Source organism: Rhodococcus quanlei (genome assembly GCF_055231015.1).
The window spans coordinates 251,313-274,949 of sequence record NZ_JBUYWD010000010.1 but is presented as its reverse complement, the minus strand read 5'-3'; the positions used below and the strand labels follow the sequence as shown (position 1 = coordinate 274,949).

The 23,637-nt window shown below is 65.1% G+C and carries 19 protein-coding genes and 1 pseudogene; 17 read left to right on the top strand and 3 right to left on the bottom strand.

What is annotated here, in order from left to right; genetic code table 11:
- The first annotated feature begins 3 nt into the window (after positions 1-3).
- Positions 4-2,736 carry a calcium-translocating P-type ATPase, PMCA-type gene (locus ACZI8Q_RS08720; RefSeq protein WP_463373103.1) on the top strand — a complete coding sequence of 911 codons (2,733 nt, stop codon included), beginning with the start codon at positions 4-6 and terminating at the stop codon, positions 2,734-2,736.
- Positions 2,737-2,756: 20 nt separating this feature from the next.
- On the opposite strand, the gene ACZI8Q_RS08715 is transcribed toward ACZI8Q_RS08720, so the two are convergent.
- Positions 2,757-3,563 carry a helix-turn-helix domain-containing protein gene (locus ACZI8Q_RS08715; RefSeq protein ID WP_463373102.1) on the bottom strand — a complete coding sequence of 269 codons (807 nt, stop codon included), beginning with the start codon at positions 3,561-3,563 and terminating at the stop codon, positions 2,757-2,759.
- 150 nt (positions 3,564-3,713) lie between these two features.
- Here ACZI8Q_RS08715 and ACZI8Q_RS08710 point away from each other — a divergent pair, with 150 nt between their 5' ends.
- Complete coding sequence (locus ACZI8Q_RS08710; RefSeq protein ID WP_463373101.1) at positions 3,714-4,340, top strand: hypothetical protein; 627 nt, start codon at positions 3,714-3,716, stop codon at positions 4,338-4,340.
- A gap of 249 nt (positions 4,341-4,589) precedes the next feature.
- Here the strand turns inward: ACZI8Q_RS08710 and ACZI8Q_RS08705 are convergent, their stop codons facing one another.
- Positions 4,590-5,384 (bottom strand): enoyl-CoA hydratase/isomerase family protein, encoded by a 795-nt coding sequence (locus tag ACZI8Q_RS08705; RefSeq protein WP_463373100.1) that lies wholly within the window; start codon positions 5,382-5,384, stop codon positions 4,590-4,592.
- An 89-nt stretch (positions 5,385-5,473) separates the two neighbouring features.
- Positions 5,474-5,665, bottom strand: coding sequence for a 50S ribosomal protein L28 (rpmB, locus tag ACZI8Q_RS08700; protein ID WP_463373099.1), 192 nt, complete (start codon positions 5,663-5,665; stop codon positions 5,474-5,476).
- 325 nt (positions 5,666-5,990) lie between these two features.
- On the opposite strand from rpmB, the gene ACZI8Q_RS08695 reads away from it, so the two are divergent.
- From ACZI8Q_RS08695 to smc, 15 genes and pseudogenes are all read left to right on the top strand, one after another.
- Entirely contained in the window at positions 5,991-7,676 is a 1,686-nt protein-coding gene (locus ACZI8Q_RS08695; RefSeq protein WP_463373098.1) for a DAK2 domain-containing protein, read from the top strand.
- 24 nt (positions 7,677-7,700) lie between these two features.
- Positions 7,701-9,959, top strand: coding sequence for an ATP-dependent DNA helicase RecG (recG, locus tag ACZI8Q_RS08690; protein WP_463373097.1), 2,259 nt, complete (start codon positions 7,701-7,703; stop codon positions 9,957-9,959).
- A 150-nt stretch (positions 9,960-10,109) separates the two neighbouring features.
- Positions 10,110-13,514 carry a pyruvate carboxylase gene (locus ACZI8Q_RS08685; RefSeq protein WP_463373096.1) on the top strand — a complete coding sequence of 1,135 codons (3,405 nt, stop codon included), beginning with the start codon at positions 10,110-10,112 and terminating at the stop codon, positions 13,512-13,514.
- Positions 13,515-13,643: 129 nt separating this feature from the next.
- The gene (rsmD, locus tag ACZI8Q_RS08680; protein WP_463373095.1) at positions 13,644-14,210 is read left to right on the top strand and encodes a 16S rRNA (guanine(966)-N(2))-methyltransferase RsmD; all 567 of its coding nucleotides are present in this window, start codon (positions 13,644-13,646) and stop codon (positions 14,208-14,210) included.
- Positions 14,207-14,701: a pantetheine-phosphate adenylyltransferase gene (gene coaD / locus ACZI8Q_RS08675; RefSeq protein ID WP_463373094.1), complete on the top strand. Its 495-nt coding sequence runs from the start codon at positions 14,207-14,209 to the stop codon at positions 14,699-14,701. The genes rsmD and coaD overlap by 4 nt, the downstream gene beginning before the upstream one ends.
- A gap of 89 nt (positions 14,702-14,790) precedes the next feature.
- Complete coding sequence (locus tag ACZI8Q_RS08670; protein WP_463373093.1) at positions 14,791-15,552, top strand: DivIVA domain-containing protein; 762 nt, start codon at positions 14,791-14,793, stop codon at positions 15,550-15,552.
- Between the two features lie 174 nt (positions 15,553-15,726).
- Positions 15,727-16,287: a YceD family protein gene (locus ACZI8Q_RS08665; RefSeq protein WP_463373092.1), complete on the top strand. Its 561-nt coding sequence runs from the start codon at positions 15,727-15,729 to the stop codon at positions 16,285-16,287.
- A 2-nt stretch (positions 16,288-16,289) separates the two neighbouring features.
- The gene (rpmF, locus tag ACZI8Q_RS08660) at positions 16,290-16,472 is read left to right on the top strand and encodes a 50S ribosomal protein L32 (RefSeq protein WP_463373091.1); all 183 of its coding nucleotides are present in this window, start codon (positions 16,290-16,292) and stop codon (positions 16,470-16,472) included.
- Between the two features lie 15 nt (positions 16,473-16,487).
- Positions 16,488-17,285 (top strand): ribonuclease III, encoded by a 798-nt coding sequence (gene rnc, locus ACZI8Q_RS08655; protein WP_463373090.1) that lies wholly within the window; start codon positions 16,488-16,490, stop codon positions 17,283-17,285.
- Complete coding sequence (mutM, locus tag ACZI8Q_RS08650; RefSeq protein ID WP_463373089.1) at positions 17,278-18,129, top strand: bifunctional DNA-formamidopyrimidine glycosylase/DNA-(apurinic or apyrimidinic site) lyase; 852 nt, start codon at positions 17,278-17,280, stop codon at positions 18,127-18,129. The genes rnc and mutM overlap by 8 nt, the downstream gene beginning before the upstream one ends.
- Positions 18,130-18,451: 322 nt before the next feature.
- Complete coding sequence (locus tag ACZI8Q_RS08645; protein ID WP_463373088.1) at positions 18,452-18,631, top strand: KOW motif-containing protein; 180 nt, start codon at positions 18,452-18,454, stop codon at positions 18,629-18,631.
- Between the two features lie 462 nt (positions 18,632-19,093).
- Positions 19,094-19,264: pseudogene (locus tag ACZI8Q_RS08640) on the top strand (zinc finger domain-containing protein); the annotation flags it as partial.
- A 21-nt stretch (positions 19,265-19,285) separates the two neighbouring features.
- Positions 19,286-19,720 (top strand): OsmC family protein, encoded by a 435-nt coding sequence (locus ACZI8Q_RS08635; RefSeq protein WP_463373087.1) that lies wholly within the window; start codon positions 19,286-19,288, stop codon positions 19,718-19,720.
- Positions 19,720-19,989: an acylphosphatase gene (locus ACZI8Q_RS08630; RefSeq protein ID WP_463373086.1), complete on the top strand. Its 270-nt coding sequence runs from the start codon at positions 19,720-19,722 to the stop codon at positions 19,987-19,989. Before ACZI8Q_RS08635 ends, ACZI8Q_RS08630 begins: the two co-directional genes overlap by 1 nt.
- Before the next feature lie 22 nt (positions 19,990-20,011).
- Positions 20,012-23,611 (top strand): chromosome segregation protein SMC, encoded by a 3,600-nt coding sequence (gene smc / locus ACZI8Q_RS08625; RefSeq protein WP_463373085.1) that lies wholly within the window; start codon positions 20,012-20,014, stop codon positions 23,609-23,611.
- The last annotated feature ends 26 nt before the right edge of the window (positions 23,612-23,637 follow it).

Sequence of the window (23,637 nt, the reverse complement as noted above, 5' to 3'; positions counted from 1 at the left end):
TCGATGTCGGTAGAGACAACAGTGAGATGGCACACCCGCGACGGCGCCGAGGTCGCCGATGTTCTGGGTGTCGATCTGCATCGAGGCCTCACCGACGACGAGGTCGAACAGCGTCGCGGCCGATACGGACCGAACCTCCTGGACGAGACGAAGAGCATCCCGGTCTGGCGCAAGGTTGCGTCTCTGCTCGCCGACAAGATGACACTCGTGCTGGTGGTGGCCGCCGTGGTCAGCGCGACCGTGTCACGTGAGTGGGAGACACCCGTCGTCATTTTCGCGGTCATTGCCCTCAACACCATCCTGAACTACGCGCAGGAATCTCGCGCTGAATCCAGCCTGCAGGCGCTGAAAAAGATGTCGGTGGCCACCACCGATGTGTTGCGCGACGGACGCAGTCGTGAAGTGCCGCGCGGTGACCTCGTCCCCGGCGATGTCGTGCACCTCGAAGCCGGTGACTCGGTGCCCGCGGACGGGCGTCTCGTCACCGCGGTGCGGCTGCAGGTCGCCGAGGCAGCACTGACAGGCGAGTCGCAACCCGTCGACAAATCCCTCGACACCGTCGACGATCCGCAGGCGCCGCTCGGTGACCGTCACGACATGCTCTTCATGAACACCGAGGTGACCCGTGGACGGGCCGCGATGGTCGTCACCGACACGGGCATGCGTACGGAAATGGGTGCCATCGCTGCGCTTCTGGGCGAGGCAGGTGTCGAACAGACTCCGCTGCAACGACGTATCGGTCAGCTAGCGCAAACTCTCACGATCATCGCCATCGTCGTGGTTGCGATCGTCTTTGTTCTGGGCTTGCTGCGCGGGCAGTCGTGGTCGGAGCTACTCGTCACGGCTGTGTCGCTCGCGGTGGCGACGATCCCCGAAGGTCTCACTGCCGTCGTCGCATTCACGCTGGCGATGGGGGCCTCACGGCTCGCGGCGCGCGGTGCGATCGTCAAACAACTTGCCGCTGTGGAAACGCTCGGCAGCACCACGCATATCGCCACCGACAAAACAGGCACGCTGACCCTGAACGAGATGACGGTGCAGCGGTTGCTGGCGGACAACCGCACTTTTCGCGTCTCGGGCACGGGGTACGGAACCGACGGCAAGATTCTCGTCGGCGACGGCCGGCCGGCTCCAAACCTGACCGACGCCTTGCTGGGCATGGCGCTGTGTAACGACGCGTCCGTACGCGACAGCGCGCTCGTCGGCGACCCCACCGAAGGCGCTCTCGTCGTGCTGGCCGAGAAGGGCGGCATCGACGTCGAGGGTGCGCGGGCGTCCTTGACCCGAATCGCGGAGGTCCCGTTCGACTCGGACTACAAGTACATGGCAACGTTCCACACCCAGCCGGACGGCGGCTACCGGTGCTTCGTCAAAGGGGCTCCAGGTGTGCTGCTCTCACGGGCGTCGTCGACCCGAGGTGCCGATGGCCCGGTCCCGCTCGATGACACCGCGCGTCGACGGATCGCGGCGGCCGTGGAAGATCTCGCTTCCGAGGGGTTGAGGACCCTGATGATCGCCGGCCGCGAGTTGGAGGCGGTGCCTCGCGGAGACGAGGTCGCCCTGCAGAATGCGGTGGCCGACCTGGCCGTCTACGCCGTCGTGGGCATCGTCGACCCGGCGCGTCCCGAGGCGAAGAACGCCATCGAGGTGGCTCACTCGGCCGGAATCTCGGTGCACATGATCACCGGTGACCACTTGGTGACAGCTTCGGCGATCGCAGACGAATTGGGTATCCACGGCAACGCGGCGTCGGGCACCGAGCTCGATTCGATCGACGACGACGAGCTACGAGCGCGCGCCGCGCACTTCGGAGTGCTCGCACGCGTGGCCCCCGAGCACAAGATCAGATTCGTCAAGGCGTTACAGGCCGACGGGCAGATCGTCGCAATGACCGGGGACGGCGTGAACGACGCGCCCGCCCTCGAGCAGTCGGACATCGGTGTCGCGATGGGTATCACCGGGACGGATGTGTCCAAGGGTGCTGCGAACATGATCCTCACCGACGACAACTTCGCGACCATCGTCGCGGCGGTGTCCGAGGGGCGTGGCATCTACGACAACATCATCAAGTTCGTGAAGTTCCAGCTCACCACCGCGTGGGGATTCGTGCTCATCTTCCTCAGCGCGGGTGTGCTCGGCCTCGCCGGCGGGGCACCGTTCACCGCCCTGCAGATCCTGTGGGTGAACATCATCATGGACGGGCCACCCGCCCTTGCGCTCGGCGTGGACCCGACCGAGCCGGACGCCATGAAACGTCCGCCACGCCCGGCGAGGGAAGCGCTGCTCACGCGGGCGCGGGTGCGCCGCATTCTCGGTCTCGGCGTCGTCATGACCGTGGGCACCATTGCGGTTCTGCACTTCGGCCCGGAGATATTCCCCGAGAGCGCATCGGATCCCTTGTTCGCGACGACGCTGGCATTCACCACGTTCGTGTTCTTCCAGGTGTTCAACCTGTTCAACGTGCGATCCGATCTCCGTTCGGTGTTCTCGCTGCAGACGCTCACCAACCGCACCATCTGGATCGCGATTGTGGCCGTCGTCGTCCTGCAGATCTGCGTTGTCCAGTTCGTCGCGTTGCAGGGATTCATGGACACCACCTCGCTCACCTCCGGGCAATGGCTCCTGGCCGTGGCCGTGGGTTCGACGGTGCTGTGGGTGGACGAGATCGGCAAGTTCATCGCCCGCCGCGTCGACGCTCGCGCTCGGGCATACGAGGAGGTTCCCGAGCTGACGTGAACCGATCGGCACATCGGTGTTCAGTGCTGTCGACTTGCTGGGTCGTCAGCCGCCATTGCTTCCAGGAGACGGCGCGTCGACCGGTCGGCTGGCAGGAAGCTCTCCAGAGCCAGCTCGTCCAGAGTGACGTCGCGTGGAGAGCCGAACACCGTGACCGTGTAGAGCAAAGACAGTTCACCGGCTTCGGTGCGCATGCGCATGGGAGTCACGATCTCGTCGCTTTCGCTGCGCGAGTCGTCGACGTCGTCGCAAGGCTGCGGATATGCCTCGACTTCAGCGAGCAGGTCCACCAGTTCCGGGGCACCCGTTCGGTCCAACTGGCGCCGCAGTCTCTGCAATGCGTTCGCCTGCCATCGAGCTGGATTCAGCAGCGATGGGAAGAGTCCGTCGGGGTGCAATGTTGCACGCATCATGTTCAACGGTGGCCCCGCGACAGCAGTTGGCACCTGGCTGAGAAATCGGGCCATTGCCGTGTTGGCTGCGACGACATCCCATCGAATATCCACTGCCACAGCTGGATTGGGTTCGTGTGCGCGTAGTAGGGTGTCGAGCGCCGCTCGCGCCGCTCCCAGGTCCTCGAGTGTCCGTTCACCGTGAGCGGGTGCGAATCCGGCGGCCAGATACAGCTGGTTGCGTTGACGCAGAGGTACGTCGAGCTCGTCGCACAACCTCTCGACCATCGTCCTGCTCGGTTGCGCGCGTCCGGTCTCGATACAGCTCAGGTGACGTGCCGACACGTCTGCTGCCAAAGATACGTCGAGCTGCGAACGGCGCCGGTGTTCACGCCACCAACGAACCATCGATCCAACCCGTGCGTCCGAATCCATGCCACGAATTCTGGCATGGGCCGAACGCATCGTCGATGACCTCCGAGGTCATCGACGGCCTGCATGTTCGGTGTCCACACTTGGTCATCACGTAGCCAACCAGGGTCGGCCACTGTCGGACAGGGCCGCCCGTTGCCAGAGAGGCCGAACATGATTCTGATCGAGATTGCCCATCCGACACGCACACTGAACGACCACGATCGCGACCTGATCAGCCGGTCACTTGTCGACCTGTTCACGGACGAAGGCGGACACGCAGAAGAAACGATGCGGCGAGCGCGGGCCGCCACTCACATCGCATTCCGGGAGTTGACGGGGTGGCGCACCGGCGCAGGGGCACCGTCGAAGAATGCAGCGCCACCGATGATCATCACCCTCACCATGCCGGAAGCGTGGCGCGAAGAAGCGGCACGGACGTTCATCGGATTCGTTCGCACTGCCGTCCGTCGCTTGGACGCCGAGCGCGGATGGCAGCGTGAGCGGGCAAGTTTATGGGTGCGCGTGGACGGCGTGCCGGACGGCAGTATCGGACTCGACGGACGACCGGCAACTGCCGACGACGTGCTCGACTTCCTTACCGCGGAGTATCGCGAAGCCCTAGCGAAGGGTACGGCGTCCGCCCCTCCCGACGGAAAGCTGATCGACCCGATTTGTGGGATGGCGGTGCGCGATGGCAAGGGCTCCATCGTCGTGGAGCATCGCGGGGACCGAATGGGCTTCTGTTCGCGGGGATGTCGCGACGCGTATGTGAGCCGTGCGCCGGGGATCGTGGCGTGAACGCGCGACTCCTGTAGTGGGGCAACGACTGGGCTGACGGAGGCGAACGACCGCCTCGTCAGCCCAGTCGTCGTCATCGCTTCGGCGCGGAGTCTCATCGCGGTTCGCGGATCCTTCGACGGCCTTCCGGGGGCGTATCACCGGCGATCGTCGCAGTGCCGCCGAGTCGGAATGGCGGCACGCAGGAAGCGCCTGAAACTAGCAGCGGACCGGGTGCGGCAACTCGAGGAAGAGAACCCCGACTGGTTCTCAGCCCCGCTCGACAGATCCGAAATCGGCGCGACGCTTCTCCACGAAAGCATCGACGCCCTCGATGCCGGCGGGGCTGTTGGCGGCGGCCGAGATGGATGCAGTCTCCGCATCGAGTTGATCCGAGAGAGAGTTCGTCACCGACTTCGCGAGCAGCTTCTTGATACCCCTGAACGCGTCGGTGGGCCCGGCGGCCAGCGAACGCGCGAGCCGAAATGCCTCGTCCTGGACCACATCGTCGCCGACGAGACGACTGAGAATGCCGATGCGGACCGCTTCGTCGCCGCCGAGAACCGAATCCGACAACAGGATGTCGCGTGCACGTGAAATGCCGACCACGCGGGGGAGTAGCCAGGACATGCCGCCGTCCGGCGTGAATCCGATGGAAGGATATGCCGGGCGCAGCTTTGTGGAGGGGCCACCGATGGCGATGTCGGCCAGGCATACCAGGCTCAACCCCGCACCGGCTGCCCAGCCTTGCACACCCGCAATCACGGGCACGGTGACGTCACTGAGTTCGCGGACGAACTCGTGAAGGATCTCGGCCACTTCGGCGACGTGGACGCCGCGGTCGGGGGCCGACGCGAATGCGTGCACGTTGCCGCCCGAGCAGAAGTTGTCGCCGTCACCGACCAGCAGCACGCTGCCGAGGTCGTCGCCGGCGATGCGTAATGCCCGGGTTCCTTGAGCGAGGCCGTCCGGATCGAGCGAAGCGCCGTTTTCTGAGGTGGCGATCACGATTCGCAGAACGCCTTCTTCGAACGTCACCTTGGAGAACTGATCGATGGAATTCACGGATTGCACACTACATACAACACTGCGCCCCACAGCACGCAGCTGTGGGGCGCAGTGAGTTGTCTCGAGTCTCGAACTCGGTGACGGTTCTAGCCTCGCGTAACCTTGCCGGCCTTCAGGCAGGAGGTGCACACGTTCACTCGCCGGGTGTTACCGGGAGCAACCTGGGCGCGAACCGACTGGATGTTCGGGTTCCAGCGACGGTTGGTACGCCGGTGCGAGTGCGAGACCGACTTACCGAAGCCGGGCCCCTTGGCGCATACGTCGCAGACGGCAGCCATAGTCGCGAACTCCTTATATATAGTGAACAGTACTTCTGACTCGTGAGGGTCTTCCCGCACGAGGCAACCGGTCAAGAGTAGCCCTTCGGCCGGTGATTGGCCAAACCAGCACGTGTGGCGTAGCTCGCTCTCCGAGTTCATGGCTGTCGAACCGACCGGTCCGCGACTCCGCGATACCCTGATCGCACCCATCGTATTCCCGCACTGTGTAGTCCCCGCCCATCACATTCCCGCACTGTGTAGTCCCCGCCCATCACATTCCCGCACTGTGTAGTCCCCGCCCATCACATTCCCGCCCCACCGCCGTTCCATGGAGAGGACGTTCGTGAAGCAAGAAGCCCGTCCGGCGCCGGAGGCCGGCGCGTTCGGCGCTCCAATCGACGGTCGTGTGTTGAGGCGGTGGGCGCTCGGTTGTGTCGCCGGGCTCGAGAAGCATTGCGCCGAGATCAACGATCTCAACGTGTATCCGATCCCCGACAGCGACACCGGGACGAACTTGCTGGCGACGATGCGCTCCGCGGTGGCGGGAGTCGACAAGTACGCGCTCGACGAGGCAGGCCGTGCGTCGCGTGATGTTCGCCAAGTAGCGGTGGCACTTGCGAAGGGCGCGGTCTACGGAGCGCGCGGAAATTCCGGCGTGATCCTCTCTCAGGTGCTCCGGGGGCTGGCGCAGGCAGCGGGCGGAGCGGACTTCGGCGCCGAAACTCTGCGCAACGGGCTGCTGCAAGGATCGAATCTGGCGACCGATGCGGTGAGCGATCCGGTCGAGGGGACGATCGTGACGGTATTGCGCTGTGCCGCGGATGCTGCGGCAGGCTTGCCTCGTGACGCGGGTGTCGCGTCCACCGCGCAGGCAGCGGCGGATACGGCGGCATCCGCACTGATGCGAACGACGTCTCAGCTGGACGTGCTGGATGCGGCGGGAGTCGTCGACGCAGGAGGCTTCGGGCTGGTGGTGATCCTCGACGCATTGGTCGAGGCAATCACCGGAACCGCCCCCGACCGAGTGTTGACGACCCGCAGATCTCCGCGTGGGGAAATGCCGCCAAGCGTGACCGACACGTGCGCCGGAGATTCGGGTCAGGACTACGAGGTGATGTACCTCGTCTCCGATTCCGACGACGAGCGAATGGCGAACCTCCGGTCGTCATTGGACGCGCTCGGAGATTCGGTGGTGATCGTCGGTGACGGAGACGGTGGTTGGTCTGTGCACGTGCACTGCACCGACGCCGGTGCGGCCGTCGAATTTGGACTGGTTTCGGGCACCGTTCACGGGATTCGGATCACCAACTTTCTCGTCGATGCCAGGAAGCAGGCGGTGCGGACGCCGGGCGTACGGGTGCGACCGAGCAGGCACGGTCGCGGAATCATCGCCATCGCCTCCGGTGACGGAGCTGCAGAACTGTTTGCGGCGGAGGGCGTGACGGTCCTGCGCGGTGATACTCCGGTCACGCGCGGTCAGTTGCTGGGAGTCATCAGGGAGATGGAGCGCAGCGAGGTTCTGGTGCTACCGAACGGCGGCCTCTCCGCGCAGGAACTCGTAGCGGCGAGCGCGGCGGCGCGAGACTCGAGCCACGAAGTGATCCTTCTTGCAACGTCGTCGATGGTGCAGGGGATCGCCGCCTTGGCCGTTCACGATCCGCGCCGCGACGCAGTGGACGATGCGTTCGCCATGTCCGAGGCCGCCGCCGCGACCCGATGGGGAGCGCTGAGGGTCGCGAGGGAGCGGGCTCTGACGTATGTCGGGACGTGTGAGCCGGGCGACGTACTCGGGCTGATGGGTCAGGAGGTCGTCGTCATCGAGTCGGAGCCCGCCTCGGCGGCGACGCGTCTCGTGGACCTGGCTCTCGGCGGAGGCGGCGAGCTGGTCACCGTGATCCTCGGCGCACAGGCACCGGATGGGCTCGGCGAGCGTATCGCCGACCACGTCGCCCACACACAGACAGGCGTGGAAGTGATGGTCTACTTCGGTGGTCAGGCAGGCGACCTGTTGCAGTTGGGTATCGAGTAGTAGAGCAATAGGGAAGGAACATCGATGGCGGGGCTTTCGGATCGTCTCGATCTGCTGCTCGGAAACAAGACTGCGAGCGCTTTGGCGGAGGCGTTCGAGATAGAGACGGTCGAGGACCTTCTTCGCCACTATCCGCACCGGTATGCCTCGCAGGGACGCGAACTCGCGGACAAGGAGCCGCCGGAGGGCGAGCACATCACGATCATCGCGAGGGTCGGTACCGCTGCAGTCGTGAAGATGCGCAATCGCCCGGGGCAGATGCTGCGGGTCGTGCTCACCACGGATACGCAAAACGTGGACGTGACATTCTTCAATCCACAGAAGGTGCGGCACGCGATCAAACCGGGTGTGCGGGCGATGTTCTCCGGGACCGTGAAGTACTTCCGGGGTAAGTGGAGCCTGACGCACCCGAGCTATCTGATTCTTCCGGAATCGCGTGGCGGGAATGATGATCCGATCGTCACTTCGGGGCGGATCAGGGGCTCCGGGGAGCTGGCCGGTATTGCGCGTGCGGGTGCAAACTCCGGTGCGGGCGTGGACATGTCGGTGTTCGACCGCGCACTCATTCCGTTGTATCCGGCCACCCGCGACGTGGAGTCGTGGACGATCATGCGTTGCGTACGTCAGGTTCTCGATCAGCTCGACCACGTCGACGATCCGCTGCCCGAGACCACCGTGGCCGATCGCGATCTCGTCGGCTTGGACGAAGCATTGCGGACCATCCATCTCCCCGACACCAGAGAAGACATCGAACGCGCGCAGGAGCGACTGCGCTTCGACGAGGCGGTGTCACTGCAACTCGTCCTCGCAATGCGGCGGCACGACCATGCGGAGCGGGTGGCCCCGCGATGCCCGCCGGTGAAGGACGCGATAGCGGATCGCTTCGAGGCGAGGCTTCCGTTCACCCTCACCGACGGTCAGCACAGTGTGGCCGAGGAGATTTCGGCCGATCTGTCCCGTCCGCATCCGATGAGCAGGCTGTTGCAGGGTGAGGTCGGTTCGGGAAAGACGATCGTGGCGTTGCGGGCGATGTTGCAGGTGGTCGACGCCGGATATCAATGCGCGCTGCTCGCTCCCACCGAAGTACTCGCGACGCAGCATGCCAAGTCGTTGCGAGCGATGCTCGGATCGCTCGGTACCGCCGGCGAACTCGGCTCCGAAGACAAGGCGACGCGCATCGCGTTGGTGACCGGATCGATGTCGGTGGCGGCCAAGCGTGCCGCACTCAACGAAGCAGTGGTGGGCGATGCCGGCATCGTGATCGGTACCCATGCCTTGATCCAGGACAATGTCGACTTCTTCAAGCTCGGCATGGTGGTGGTGGACGAGCAACACCGGTTCGGGGTGGAGCAACGGGACGCTCTCCGGTCTCGTGCCCGCGACGGTGTCAGCCCGCACGTTCTGGTGATGACGGCCACTCCTATTCCGCGTACGATCGCGATGACGGTCCTGGGGGACCTCGAGGTGTCGACGCTTCGTCAATTGCCGAAGGGGCGTTCGCCCATCAAGAGCAGTGTCGTCCCGGCCAGGCAGAAGCCACAGTGGGTCAGTCGTGCGTGGGAACGGATACGTGAGGACGTCGGCGAGGGCCGACAGGCGTATGTGGTGTGTTCGCGAATCGGTGAAGGCCAGGACGATCCGTCCGGAAATGGGGAGAAGGAAGCCGAGCAGCAGACCATTGCCGCGTCAGATCTTTACGACAAGCTCGGTGGAGAAGTACTCCCGGACCTGCGCATCGGTCTGTTGCACGGCCGACTCCCGTCGGACGAGAAGGATGCTGCGATGGCTGCGTTCGACGCGGGGGAGACCGACGTTCTGGTGTGCACCACGGTGGTGGAGGTCGGTGTCGATGTTCCCAATGCGACCGTCATGGTCATCGTGGACGCCGATCGGTTCGGTGTCAGCCAGCTGCATCAGCTTCGCGGACGCGTCGGCCGCGGCAAACATCAGGGGCTGTGCATCTTGATCACCGGCGCCAATCCGGGCAGCCCGACCTACGAACGGCTGGCAGCCGTTGCCGCCACGAACGACGGGTTCGAACTGGCGCAACTCGACCTCGCGACGCGCCGCGAGGGGGATATTCTGGGAAAGGCGCAATCGGGTACGACGACGACGCTGCGCCTGCTGTCGTTGCTGGGGCACGAGGACGTCATTGCGGCGGCGGCCGACTTCGCCACGGGGGTGGTCGGAGCCGATCCTGCCCTTGACGACCATCCAGGTTTGGCGGCCATGGTGGGTGCCGCTCTGGATTCGGAAAAGATCGACTTCTTGGAGAAATCCTAGAGTGTCCGTATTGCGGATCGATTCAGAACTGTTTCGACGATATTAACGACTCCGCACCTGATCGGAGGCCTATTGTGAAGTCGTTCGACGAATCTTGAATAATGGGATCCGAGTTCTCGGGGGGCCTCCGAACCAGGGTAGTTTGCAGCCATGTTCTCAAAAGTTCTTGTCGCCAACCGAGGCGAAATTGCGATCCGCGCGTTCCGCGCAGCCTACGAACTGGGCGCCGGAACCGTCGCGGTCTTCCCGTACGAGGATCGGAACTCGATCCACCGTCTGAAGGCCGACGAGAGTTATCAGATCGGTGAGGAAGGGCACCCCGTCCGGGCATATCTGTCCGTCGACGAAATCGTCTCGGCCGCCGTCCAGGCCGGAGCGGACGCCATCTACCCCGGTTACGGCTTCCTGTCCGAGAACCCGGACCTGGCTGCCGCGTGCGCCGACGCCGGTATCACGTTCGTCGGCCCGTCGTCGGACATCCTCGAGCTGACGGGCAACAAGGCGCGTGCGATTGCTGCTGCGAAGGCAGCCGGGCTGCCGGTGCTGGCATCGTCCGAGCCCTCCGCAGACGTCGACGAATTGCTCGAAGCGTCGAAGAACATGGAATTTCCGGTGTTCGTGAAGGCGGTGGCCGGTGGCGGTGGCCGCGGTATGCGCCGCGTCGCCGAGCCGGCGCAACTGCGCGAGTCGATCGAGGCGGCGTCCCGCGAGGCAGAATCCGCGTTCGGTGACCCCACGGTGTTTCTCGAGCAGGCGGTCATCGATCCGCGGCACATCGAGGTGCAGATCCTGGCCGACGGCGACGGCAACGTCATTCACCTGTTCGAGCGCGACTGCTCGTTGCAGCGCCGGCACCAGAAGGTGATCGAACTCGCCCCGGCACCGAACCTGTCCGACGAGCTGCGTGAGCGGATCTGCTCCGACGCGGTGGCGTTCGCGAAGCAGATCGGTTATTCGTGCGCCGGCACCGTCGAGTTCCTTCTCGACGCCCGCGGCAATCACGTGTTCATCGAGATGAACCCGCGCATCCAGGTCGAGCACACGGTGACCGAGGAGGTCACCGATGTGGACCTGGTCCAATCGCAGCTCCGCATCGCGTCCGGCGCGACCCTCGCCGATCTCGGTCTGAGCCAGGACAAGATCAAGCTGCGCGGTGCCGCCCTGCAGTGCCGCATCACCACCGAGGACCCCGCCAACGGATTCCGGCCCGACACCGGCCGGATCACCGCCTACCGCACCCCTGGTGGTGCCGGCGTCCGACTCGACGGCGGCGCGACCCTCGGTGCCGAGGTCGGCGCCTACTTCGATTCCATGCTCGTCAAACTGACGTGCCGTGGCCGCGACTTCGAGACGGCGGTCGGCCGCGCCCGCCGTGCCGTCACCGAGTTCCGTATTCGTGGCGTATCCACGAACATTCCGTTCCTGCAGGCCGTGCTGGACGACCCCGATTTCCGGGCCGGTCGCGTGACCACGTCCTTCATCGAAGAGCGCCCGCAGCTGCTGACGCTGCGTTCGTCCGCAGACCGCGGAACCAAGATCCTCACCTACCTCGCCGACGTGACCGTCAACAAGCCGCACGGCGAGCGGCCGTCAGCGGTGTACCCGCACGACAAGCTGCCCAAGATCGACCTTTCGCAGCCCGCGCCGGAAGGCAGCCGTCAGAAGCTGTTGACTCTCGGGCCCGAAGGGTTCGCGAAGTCTCTTCGCGAGCAGAAGGCGCTCGCCATCACCGAAACCACGTTCCGTGACGCGCATCAGTCGCTGCTCGCGACTCGCGTCCGCACCAGCGGTCTCCTGGCAGTGGCACCGCACGTCGCCCGCACCACGCCGGAGTTGCTCTCCATCGAGGCGTGGGGCGGTGCCACCTACGATGTCGCGCTGCGATTCCTGCACGAAGACCCCTGGTACCGGCTGGCGGCGCTTCGTGAAGCGATCCCGAACATCTGTCTGCAGATGCTCTTGCGTGGCCGCAACACCGTTGGCTACACCCCGTACCCGGAGAAGGTGACCCGGGCTTTCGTCCAGGAGGCCACCGACACCGGTATCGACATCTTCCGCATCTTCGACGCCCTGAACAACGTCGATCAGATGCGGCCGGCGATCGACGCCGTGCGCGAGACGGGAACGGCACTCGCGGAGGTGGCGCTCTCGTACACGGGTGACTTGTCGGACCCGAACGAGAATCTGTACACGCTCGACTACTACCTGAAGTTGGCCGAAGAGATCGTCGAGGCCGGTGCGCACATCATCGCGATCAAGGACATGGCAGGCCTGCTACGCGCACCTGCCGCGGCCACGCTCGTCGGTGCGCTCCGCAAGAACTTCGACCTGCCGGTGCACGTCCACACGCACGACACCCCGGGTGGACAATTGGCGACCTACCTCGCCGCATGGCAGGCCGGCGCCGATGCCGTCGACGGTGCGTCCGCCGCGCTGGCAGGCACCACCAGCCAGCCTGCGCTGTCCGCCATCGTTGCGGCAGCAGCGCGCACCGAGCACGACACCGGTCTGGACTTGCAGGCCGTGTGCGATCTCGAGCCCTACTGGGAGGCGCTGCGCAAGGTGTACGCGCCGTTCGAATCCGGTATCCCGGCCCCGACCGGACGTGTGTACACCCACGAGATTCCGGGTGGTCAGCTGTCGAACCTGCGTACGCAGGCCGTGGCATTGGGCCTCGGCGACCGGTTCGAAGAGGTCGAGGCCAACTACGCTGCCGCGGACAGGATGCTGGGCCGTTTGGTGAAGGTGACGCCGTCGTCGAAGGTCGTCGGTGACCTCGCGCTGCACCTCGTCGGTGCAGGGGCCTCCTCCGAGGACTTCGCAGCGGACCCGTCACGGTTCGACATCCCGGACTCCGTGGTCGGTTTCCTGCGCGGCGAACTCGGCACACCTCCCGGCGGATGGCCGGAGCCGTTCCGGTCCAAGGCACTCGAGGGGCGCGCCGCAGCGAAGCCCGAGGTGGAGCTGAGCGCCGAGGACGAGAAAGCGCTCTCGGGTACGTCGGCGGAACGCCGAAGCACTCTGAACCGGTTGCTGTTCCCCGGCCCGGCCAAGGAGTTCCTCGAGCACTACGAAAAGTTCGGCGACACATCGCAGTTGTCGGCCAACCAGTTCTTCTACGGACTGCGCCGCGGTGAAGAGCACCGTGTGAAGCTGGCGCAGGGCGTGGAGCTGCTCATCGGTCTCGAGGCCATCTCGGAGCCCGACGAGCGTGGCTACCGCACCGTGATGTGCATCCTCAACGGGCAGTTGCGTCCGGTGTCGGTGCGCGACCGGTCGATCGCCAGTGACGTGCCCGCTGCGGAGAAGGCGGACAAGAACAACCCCGGTCACGTCCCGGCTCCGTTCGCCGGTGTGGTCACCCTCGCTGTCGCGGAGGGGCAGAAGGTCGAAGCCGGGGACACCATTGCCACCATCGAGGCCATGAAGATGGAAGCTGCCATCACAGCGCCGCGCGGTGGCGTCGTGTCGCGCCTCGCCATCGCCGGTGTAGCGCAGGTCGAGGGTGGAGACCTGCTGATCGAGGTCGCGACGGGGGAGTCGACCGACGTGTGAGCAGTGGTCGCGACGGGGGAGTCGACCGACGTGTGAGCAGTGGTCGCGACGGGGGAGTCGACCGACGTGTGAGCAGTGGTCGCGACGGGGGAGTCGACCGACGCCTGATTGCCTGATTAGGCTGCATCGGTGACTCGGATCATCGCGGGACTCGCAGGCGGACGCCGCCTGCGAGTCCCACCAACAGGTACCCGCCCCACGTCCGATCGTGTGCGCGAAGCACTGTTCAGCATGCTCGACGCACGGATGGATCTCGAGGGTGCCTCGGTTCTCGACCTGTACGCCGGGTCGGGTGCGCTCGGGCTGGAAGCTCTGTCTCGGGGTGCGTCGCACGTGGTTCTCGTCGAATCCGACGCTGCGGCGGCGCGCGTCGTGAGTGCCAACATCGAGGCCACTGCGCTGCCCGGTGCCTCGGTTCGGCGGGCGCAGGTCGAGTCGGTCGTCGTCGGTGTGGCAGAGCGTGAATACGATCTCGTCCTCGCCGATCCGCCGTACGCAGTCGACGACGACACCGTCACGGCGATGTTGACATCACTGCGGGACAACCGGTGGGTGGGCGACGGCTCGATCGTCGTACTCGAAAGGTCTTCTCGCTCACCCGCAACGTCCTGGCCGGACGGCTTCGACGGACGTAAGGGCAAGAAGTACGGCGAGACCAGAATCGAGCTGGCAACCTGCTACGGTCTGGACTCATGACTGGAGCTGTGTGCCCGGGATCCTTCGACCCTGTGACCAACGGCCACCTGGATGTGATCTCCAGGGCCGCGGCGCAGTTCGACGAGGTGATCGTCACCGTGATGATCAACAAGAGCAAGCGGGGGCTGTTCTCCGTGGACGAGCGCATTCGGATGCTCGAGGATTCCACGAGTGATCTACCCAATGTGCGTGTCAGCTCGTGGCACGGACTGCTGGTCGACTATGCGAAACAAGAAGGCATCACCGCGATCGTGAAGGGGCTGCGCGGGGCCAACGACTTCGATTACGAACTCCAGATGGCGCAGATGAACCAGAAGCTGTCCGGTGTGGACACTCTCTTCATCCCCACGAACCCCAGTTACAGCTACCTGTCGAGTTCTCTCGTCAAGGAAGTGGCGACATTCGGGGGTGAGGTTGCCGACATGCTCCCGGCGAAGGTGCATGCTCAGCTGCTCGAACGCATAGCCGAAAGGGCCGCCGAGAAGAGCTGAACGCCCGACACACCCGCGCAGGCTGCGCATCGTGACATTCGATCCGGCAGACTTGCACCAGTAGTTGTCACCGACGAATGGGGTTGCTTGTGTACCGAGTATTCGAGGCGCTGGACGAACTCGTCGCGATCGTCGAAGAGGCACGCGGAGTGCCTATGACCGCGGGCTGCGTCGTCCCGCGCGGTGACGTCCTCGAACTGCTCGACGACGTACGCGATGCGATTCCCGGTGAACTCGACGACGCGCAGGATGTGCTCGATCACCGGGACCAGTTGGTCGGCGACGCACGTAGCAGTGCAGAAAAGGCCGTGTCGGCTGCCAACAGCGAGGCCACGTCCACGGTCGAGAACGCCCGCGATGACGCCGATCGCATTCTCGCCGACGCCAAGTCGCAGGCCGATCGCATGGTGTCCGAGGCGCGTACGCATGCCGAACAGATGGTGGCAGATGCCGAAGAGTTGGCCGCGCGAACCGTCGACGAAGGGCGCCACGAGTACGAGTCGGTCACCGGCCGCGCCCGCTCGGAAGCCGACCGAATGATCGAGTCCGGTAAGGCGACCTACGAGAGGTCGGTTGCGGACGGCACGGCCGAACAGCAGCGGCTGGTGTCCCAGACCGAAGTGGTGCAGACGGCACACGCCGAATCCGCGCGTGTCATCGACTCCGCGCATGCCGAGTCGGACCGGCTACGTTCCGACTGTGACGTGTATGTCGACACCAAGCTTGCGGAGTTCGAGGACTTCCTCAGCGGAACCATCCGATCGGTCGGTCGCGGACGTCAGCAGTTGCGCACCGGTTCGGGGGTGCCCGACTACGGTCAGGACTACGAGGGCACCGGCCGCCGCCGCTGAGGCGGTCTTCGACCGCGTGCCTGTGAGTTTGAGTGAGTGGGCCACACTCGCGTATCGTGGTGTGGTTGCCCCCTGCAGGTTTGCTGCCGCAGGTTCCAGTACGTCGAGTCGAAAGCGAATCTCGTGAGTTCCCGTCATCACCGTCCGTCGCATCCGAGTGAGGATGCCGATTTCGTGCTGGGCACGGCCTCGCTGGGCCGGCGCGCAGGTTCGATGCGCACGGTGGAGCGAGTCGTCACAGCGCCGCGCCGTATCGGCCTCGACCTGGCGGCGATCCCCGAGGGATCGGAGATCGACCTCGATCTTCGTCTGGAGTCGGTATCCGAGGGTGTGCTGGTGACCGGCACGCTCTCCGCGCCCGTCGCCGCCGAATGCTCGCGGTGCCTCGAACCGTTCACGGACGAGATCGAACTGCGATTGACCGAGCTGTTCGCTTACCCGGACAGCATCACGGACGAAACCACCGAGGAAGACGAGGTGTACCTCGTCGAGGACGAGCAGATCGACCTCGAGCCGCTCGTGATCGACTCCGTGGGACTGGCCCTTCCGCTGCAGCCGCTGTGCTCCGAGGACTGCCTCGGATTGTGCTCGGAATGTGGCGTTCGCCTGGCGATTGCAGAATCCGGGCATGGGCATGACATACTTGATCCTCGCTGGGCTGGTCTTGCAGCCAAATTTGGCGTGGATTCAGAACCGAGCACGAATCTTGTGAACACCGAAGCCGAGGAGAAGTAGAAGTGGCTGTCCCCAAGCGCAGAATGTCGCGATCGAACACGAGGTCGCGTCGCAGCCAGTGGAAGACCACTGCGCCCACCCTCGTCACCTGCCCGAACCGCGGTTGCGGTGAGAAGACGCTGCCCCACGTGGCGTGCCCGTCCTGCGGCACCTACAAGGGCCGCCAGGTGACCGCCGCCGTTTAGGTCTCCAGGTAGACCGTGACGAGCGACAACAACGCTGCACCCACCGGCGGCGAGGAGGACCATCAGTCCCTCCTCGCCGCCCTCGGCGTCGATATCGAGCCCGAACTGCTCGTTCTCGCGTTGACCCACCGGTCGTACGCATACGAGAACGGTGGGTTGCCGACCAACGAGCGACTCGAGTTCCTCGGCGATTCGGTTCTCGGCGTCACCGTCACGGAACAGCTCTATCGTTCGCACCCCGACAAGTCGGAGGGCGATCTCGCCAAGATCCGCGCAAGCGTGGTCAACATGCATGCCCTGGCGGAGGTTGCCCGAGGACTCGGTGAGGGCGGACTGGGCGCGCATCTTCTGCTCGGTAAGGGCGAGGAGATGACCGGCGGGCGAGGTAAGCCGAGCATCCTCGCGGACGGTATGGAATCGATACTCGGCGCAATTCACCTCGAACACGGAATCGAGACCGCTCGCCGCGTTGTTCTCGACTTGTTCGCAGACCTCCTCGACCGCGCCCCACGACTGGGTGCCGGATTGGACTGGAAGACGAGTCTGCAGGAACTCACGGCCGAACGCGGGTCCGGCGTCCCCGTCTACGAGATCACCGCCACCGGACCGGACCACGACAAGGAGTTCACCGCCACGGTGCTCGTCGGTGGCGACGCGATGGGTGTCGGGATCGGCCGCTCGAAGAAGGAAGCCGAACAGAAGGCCGCAAGCACGGCCTGGAATGCACTGTCGGAATCGGACGGCGCTGGTTCGGATGGCGCTGAGTCGGACAGCGCAGGGTCGGACGGTAGCGCGTCGGGCGTCGGTGCCTGAACTTCCCGAGGTCGAGGTCGTCCGCCGCGGGCTCGAAAAGTTCGTCGTCGGTTCCACCGTCGAATCGGTGGACATCCTGCATCCGCGCGCCATTCGTCGTCACGTACCAGGCCCCGCAGATCTTGCCGGACGGGTCGTCGGCCAGCGCATCTGCGCTGCCGAGCGTCGTGGAAAGTATTTGTGGCTCGTACTCGAGCCGTCGGAGACTGCGATCGTCGTACATCTCGGGATGAGCGGGCAGATGCTCGTGCAGCCGGCCGATGCGCCGGACGAGAAGCACCTTCGGATTCGCGCGCATCTCGGAGACGACACAGACCTACGGTTCGTAGATCAACGCACCTTCGGCGGTTGGGCGATCGCCGAGATGGTGGAAGTGGGCGGCACAACGGTTCCCGACTCGGTGGCGCACATCGCGCGTGACCCGATGGATCCGCAGTTCGATGCCGAATCGGTTGTGAAGGTGTTGCGGGGCAAGCACACCGAGATCAAGCGTGCCCTGCTGGACCAGACGGTGGTGTCCGGGGTCGGCAACATCTATGCCGACGAGGCGTTGTGGCGCGCGGGTATTCACGGTGCTCGTATCACGGACAAACTCACGCGTCCCCAATTGCGTCTGGTTCTCGCATCGGCTCGGGAAGTCATGGACGCGGCCCTCGACCAGGGCGGGACGTCGTTCGACGCCCTGTACGTAAACGTCAACGGCGCGTCCGGCTGGTTTTCCCGGAGCCTGAACGTCTATGGGCGTGAGGGACTTCCGTGCCAGCGCTGCGGCACCCTGATCGTGCGCGAGCGTTTCATGAACCGCTCGAGCCACTCTTGCCCTGTCTGCCAGCGAAAACGCTAGCTGACCAGTCGTATCCCGCGTGATCTTTGTGCGCGCACGAGACCGTCGCTGTGCGGGCGTAGATTCGAGCCGCTGCACGTCAACACAGTAGCCCAGGGTGGACGGTACTCGATGTGGGCACCGGCACCGGGCTATGCCACCCCATCCTGGGGTCCCTCCCGCTTGCGGGGGCGTACGCTGCCCGAGCACCTGCACCCACCCGCCCGTGGGGTGCGAGATCGACCAAATTCCGAATCAACCAGGAACCGGCTCTACTACCGTGTGGACTCGGATACGGGAACCTGCCACTTACATGAAGACACCAGACAGCGAAGGGAAGAGTATGACTGAGTTTGCAGTCGGCGATGCCGTCACCGTCACCGATGGGCCGATGAAGGGACTCTACGGGACGGTGATCGGGTTCTACGCACAAAAGGAGGCGTACCTGGTGCGGTTCACCGGCTCGCAGCAAATGTTCTACAACGAAGGACAAATCGTCCATTGGAAGACCGCAAAGATGTAACGGAAGCTCAGATGTCGATAGGCACACCCTTCGTAGGATGGCCATCAACCTGACAGCTTGGCCGGTACGCAATTACGTCTACCCAATGTGAGGAGGCGCCACATGATTGACCCAGCACGGGGCGGTCCACGCACATTGCGCCTGCTATGGCCACAATGGCAAGGAGCCGATCGCGACAATGTCGCGGAACTTCTGCCCGTCGGCGAAGTGGAGTAGGCCCGCCGGGGCCTACCGGTCCGAGCTGATCTGGACCGTCTTCGATGGTCCGACGCCGGCGACATCGCAAACGCCGGCCTGGCAGCCGGACTTTCCCTTCACCTGCGCCCCTTCCACATTGAAGTCCGGAGGTCGTGGTCTGGGATATGGCGCAGAGCGCGTCGCGGCGACATTCCGGGCTGAAACAGCCGATGAACAGGAGAAGTGCGTTCCTCGGCGCGAACCAGTGTTCAGTGCACCTAACGTGGGAGGTGGCGGTACTTCGACCGCTCACTGCACGTCTACGGCCGTGAAGGCGAACCGTGCGACCGTTGTGGTGCGCCGATCAGCCGCGAGAAGTTCATGAACCGCTCGTCCTACAACTGTCCGGTGTGCCAGCCACCACCTCGTCGTAGGTCGCCGCGCACGTCAGGATGAGGCGAATGGCACGATTGTCACATGACTGATCAGAACGCCGCGCCCGCCACCGAGCTGTGGGTCGAGCGCACCGGTACCCGCCTCTACACGGGCCGCAGTTCCCGCGGCGCCGAGGTTCGCATCGGCTCCGACGGTGTGGAAGGTGTGTTCACACCCGGCGAATTGCTGAAGATCGCGCTCGCCGCATGCAGTGGGATGAGCTCGGACTTCCCGCTCGCACGCAGACTCGGTGACAACTACGACGCCACCATCCGGGTGTCCGGTGCGGCCGATCGCGAGAACGAGACGTACCCACAGCTCGACGAGGTTCTCGAGCTCGACCTCAGCGAACTGGACGCCGATGCCCAGGAACGGTTGGTGGCACTCGTGGAGCGTTCGATCGACAAGGTCTGCACCGTGGGACGCACCCTCAAAGCCGGTACGAACGTCACGCTGACGGTGGCCAAGGACAGCTGATGGAGCGGTTGACGGCCTGGGTGCACGGACACGTTCAGGGTGTCGGATTCCGGTGGTGGACCCGCGCGCGTGCACTCGAGCTGGGGCTCGTCGGGTTTGCCTCCAACCAGCCGGGCCGCCGCGTTCTCGTCGTCGCGGAAGGCGAACGCGAAGCACTGGAGGCCTTGGTCGGTCTGTTGCGGTCGGGGGACACCCCGGGGCGGGTCGATCTGGTGGTCGAGAGCTTCGATCCGGCGCGCGGCGAGCTTTCCGGGTTCGTCGAACGGTGAACCGTAGGTAAACTCGACGGCCATGCATCTGAAGAGTCTGACGCTCAAGGGGTTCAAGTCCTTTGCGTCCGCAACGACTCTGCGTTTCGAGCCCGGAATCACCTGCGTGGTGGGGCCGAACGGTTCCGGCAAATCCAATGTCGTGGACGCTCTGACCTGGGTGATGGGGGAGCAGGGCGCCAAGGCGTTGCGTGGCGGCAAGATGGAGGACGTCATCTTCGCCGGTACCGCCGGGCGTGCCCCGCTCGGTCGTGCCGAGGTCACGTTGACCATCGACAATTCCGACGGCGCCCTCCCGATCGACTATTCCGAGGTCTCGGTGACGCGCCGGATGTTCCGCGACGGTGCAGGTGAGTACGAGATCAACGGATCGTCCTGCCGGTTGATGGACGTGCAGGAGTTGCTCAGCGACTCGGGCATCGGCCGCGAGATGCACGTGATCGTGGGGCAGGGGCGCCTGTCCGCCATTCTCGAATCGCGCCCCGAGGATCGGCGTGCGTTCATCGAGGAAGCAGCCGGTGTGCTCAAACATCGCAAGCGCAAAGAAAAGGCCGTTCGCAAACTCGATTCCATGCAGGCCAATCTGGCCCGATTGACCGACCTCACGGCCGAGCTCCGGCGCCAGCTCAAGCCGCTGGGACGTCAGGCCGAGGTGGCCCGGCGCGCTCAGACCGTACAGGCGGACCTGCGGGATGCTCGTCTACGGCTCGCTGCCGACGATCTCGTCACACGGCGGTCCGAGTTGGAGAGTCAGGCGCAGGACGAAAAGGTTGCCCGCGAGCAGTACGACCAGGTCACCGTGGAACTCGACGAGGCGAATCTCGAGCTCGGACGGCACGAGCAGGCGCTGGCGCGGCTGACTCCGGGAGCGGAGGCCGCCGCGCAGACGTGGTTCCAGTTGTCGGCTCTCGCGGAACGGGTCAACTCGACGATCCGGATTGCCAGTGAGCGGGCGCGTCACCTCGATGCGGAACCGATGACGAACCGCGGTGAAGATCCCGATGCCATGGAGGCGCGCGCGGACCGTGTTGCCCTCGAAGAGGCCGAACTGATCGAGGCCACCGAGATGGCCCGGGCGGCGCTCGACGCGGCCAAGGAACAACTCGCGATCAACGAGGAGGCTGCCGCAGCAGCGGAACGTGCGCATATGGCGGAGGTGCGCGCCATCGCGGACCGTCGTGAAGGGCTGGCCCGGCTCTCCGGCCGGGTCGATACCCTGCGCACCCGTGCCGAGTCGGTGGATTCCGAGGTCGCGCGTCTGAGCGCCTCGATCGACGAAGCGCGCAAACGTGGTGACCGAGCGCAGGCAGAGTTCGAGTCGGTGCAAGACGAGATCGGGGATCTCGATGCAGGCGAGTTGGGGCTCGACTCCAACCACGAGCGTGCCGTCGAGGCACTGAAGTACGCCACCGAACGAGTCGACGAACTGCAAGAACAAGAGCGCACCGCCGGGCAGCAGGTGGCGTCGCTGAAGGCCCGTATCGATGCGTTGTCGATGGGGCTCGAGCGCCGCGACGGCGGTGCCTGGTTGCTCGAAAACCGCGGAGACAAGGGTGTTCTCGGCGCGCTGTCCGAGCACATCACCGTCGAGAAGGGTTACGAGGTTGCCGTGGCGACGGCGCTGGGGCCGGCCGCAGACGCGGTGGTCGCCGAATCCTTGGACGCGGCGAAACAGGCCGTCACAGCTCTGAAGGACGGTGACGGCGGTCGCGCGTCGATCATCGTCGGGTCGGGTGTTTCGCCGACATCCGAGCGTGCACCCGGCAGCGGTCGCTGGGTGCGTGACGTGGTCGACTGTCCGGACGAATTGCGCGCCGGACTGTCGGCCATGCTGTTCGGGATCGTGGTCGTGGACAGCCTCGACGCCGCCGACGACGTGATTTCGGCGAGTCCGACAGTGCGGGCCGTGACGAAGGACGGAGACCTACTCGGCTGCGGGTGGGTGAGCGGTGGTTCCGACCGCGCACCCAGCACACTCGAAGTTCAGGCCGCGGTCGACGACTCCACACGTGAATTGACGTCGGCGAAGCGCCGGGCCGAAGAGCTGACCGCCGCCCTGGCCGGTGCACGCGAGGAACAGGACGCGCGCCGCGAGAACGCGGAACAGTCGCTGGCTGCACTCAACGAATCGGATGCCGCGATGTCCGCGATCTACGAGAAACTCGGCCGATTGGGGCAAGCCGCCAGGGCGGCTCATGCAGAATCCGATCGTCTCGCCCAGCAACGAGAGCGGGCCGAGAGCGGACGAGGCGACACGCTGACCGAGCTTGCCGAACTCGAGGAACGGCTCCGGCTGGCCGAGCAGGAAGACGGCGGCGACGCCGACTATGCCGCATCCGCAGACACCAGTTCCGACCGCGAACTCGCGGCCGCCGCGCTCGCCGAGTCGAGGTCTGTGGAGGTGGAAGCCCGCCTTGCGGTGCGCACCGCCGAGGAGCGCTCGGAGTCCGTCCGAGGTAAGGCGGATTCGTTGCGACGGGCCGCCCGCGCAGAACGGGAGGCCCGTGCCCGCGCCGAGCGTGCAATGAAGGCGCGGCAGAATGCCGCCGCTGTGGCTGCGGCGGTTGCCGCATCGGGGCAGCGGGTGGCCGACCATCTCGACGAGGTGGTGACCGCGGCAATGACGCATCGCGACGAGTTGGCCCGGAACAAGGCAGAGCGCACCGAACAACTCGAACAGGTCAAGGAGCGAGTGCGGGCCCTGTCGGCCCAGATGGCGTCGCTGACCGACGCCGTCCACCGCGACGAGGTGGCCAGGGCGCAAGCGGCCCTGCGCATCGAACAGCTCGAGGAGTCCATTCTCGAACAGCACGGCATCGGGTTGGACGACCTGATCGCCGAATACGGGCCCGATGTGCCGTTGCCGCCGTCCGCGCTCGAACTCGAGGAGTACGAGCAGGCCAAGGAGCGGGGCGAACAGGTCAGCAAACCGGCACCCGTTCCCTACGACCGCGCAACCCAGGAACGGCGTGCGAAAAGGGCGCAGAAGGATCTGGCGACACTGGGCAAGGTGAATCCGTTGGCACTCGAGGAGTTCGCCGCGCTCGAAGAGCGGTACAACTTCCTCTCGACCCAACTCGAGGACGTCAAGTCGGCACGTAAAGATCTTCTCGGCGTCGTGGCCGATGTCGATGCACGCATACTGCAGGTGTTCACCGAGGCGTACGCGGACGTCGAGCGTGAGTTCGTGCAGGTGTTTGCGAAGCTGTTCCCTGGCGGCGAGGGCCGCCTGGTGCTCACCGACCCCTCGGACATGCTGACCACCGGTATCGAGGTGGAGGCGAGGCCGCCGGGCAAGAAGGTCAAGCGGTTGTCTCTTCTTTCGGGTGGTGAGAAGTCGTTGACCGCTGTCGCCATGTTGGTCGCGATCTTCCGTGCCAGGCCGTCCCCGTTCTACGTGATGGACGAGGTCGAGGCCGCGCTCGACGACACCAACTTGCGGCGACTCATCGGACTCTTCGAACAGCTGCGCGAAAAGTCTCAACTCATCGTCATCACGCACCAGAAGCCCACCATGGAGGTGGCGGATGCGCTGTACGGGGTGAGCATGCGGGGCGACGGCATCACGACGGTGATCTCGCAACGCTTGCGCGGTCAGGACATGGTCACCGCAGACGCCTGACCGGCCGAAGTGGGCGCGGGTGCGCC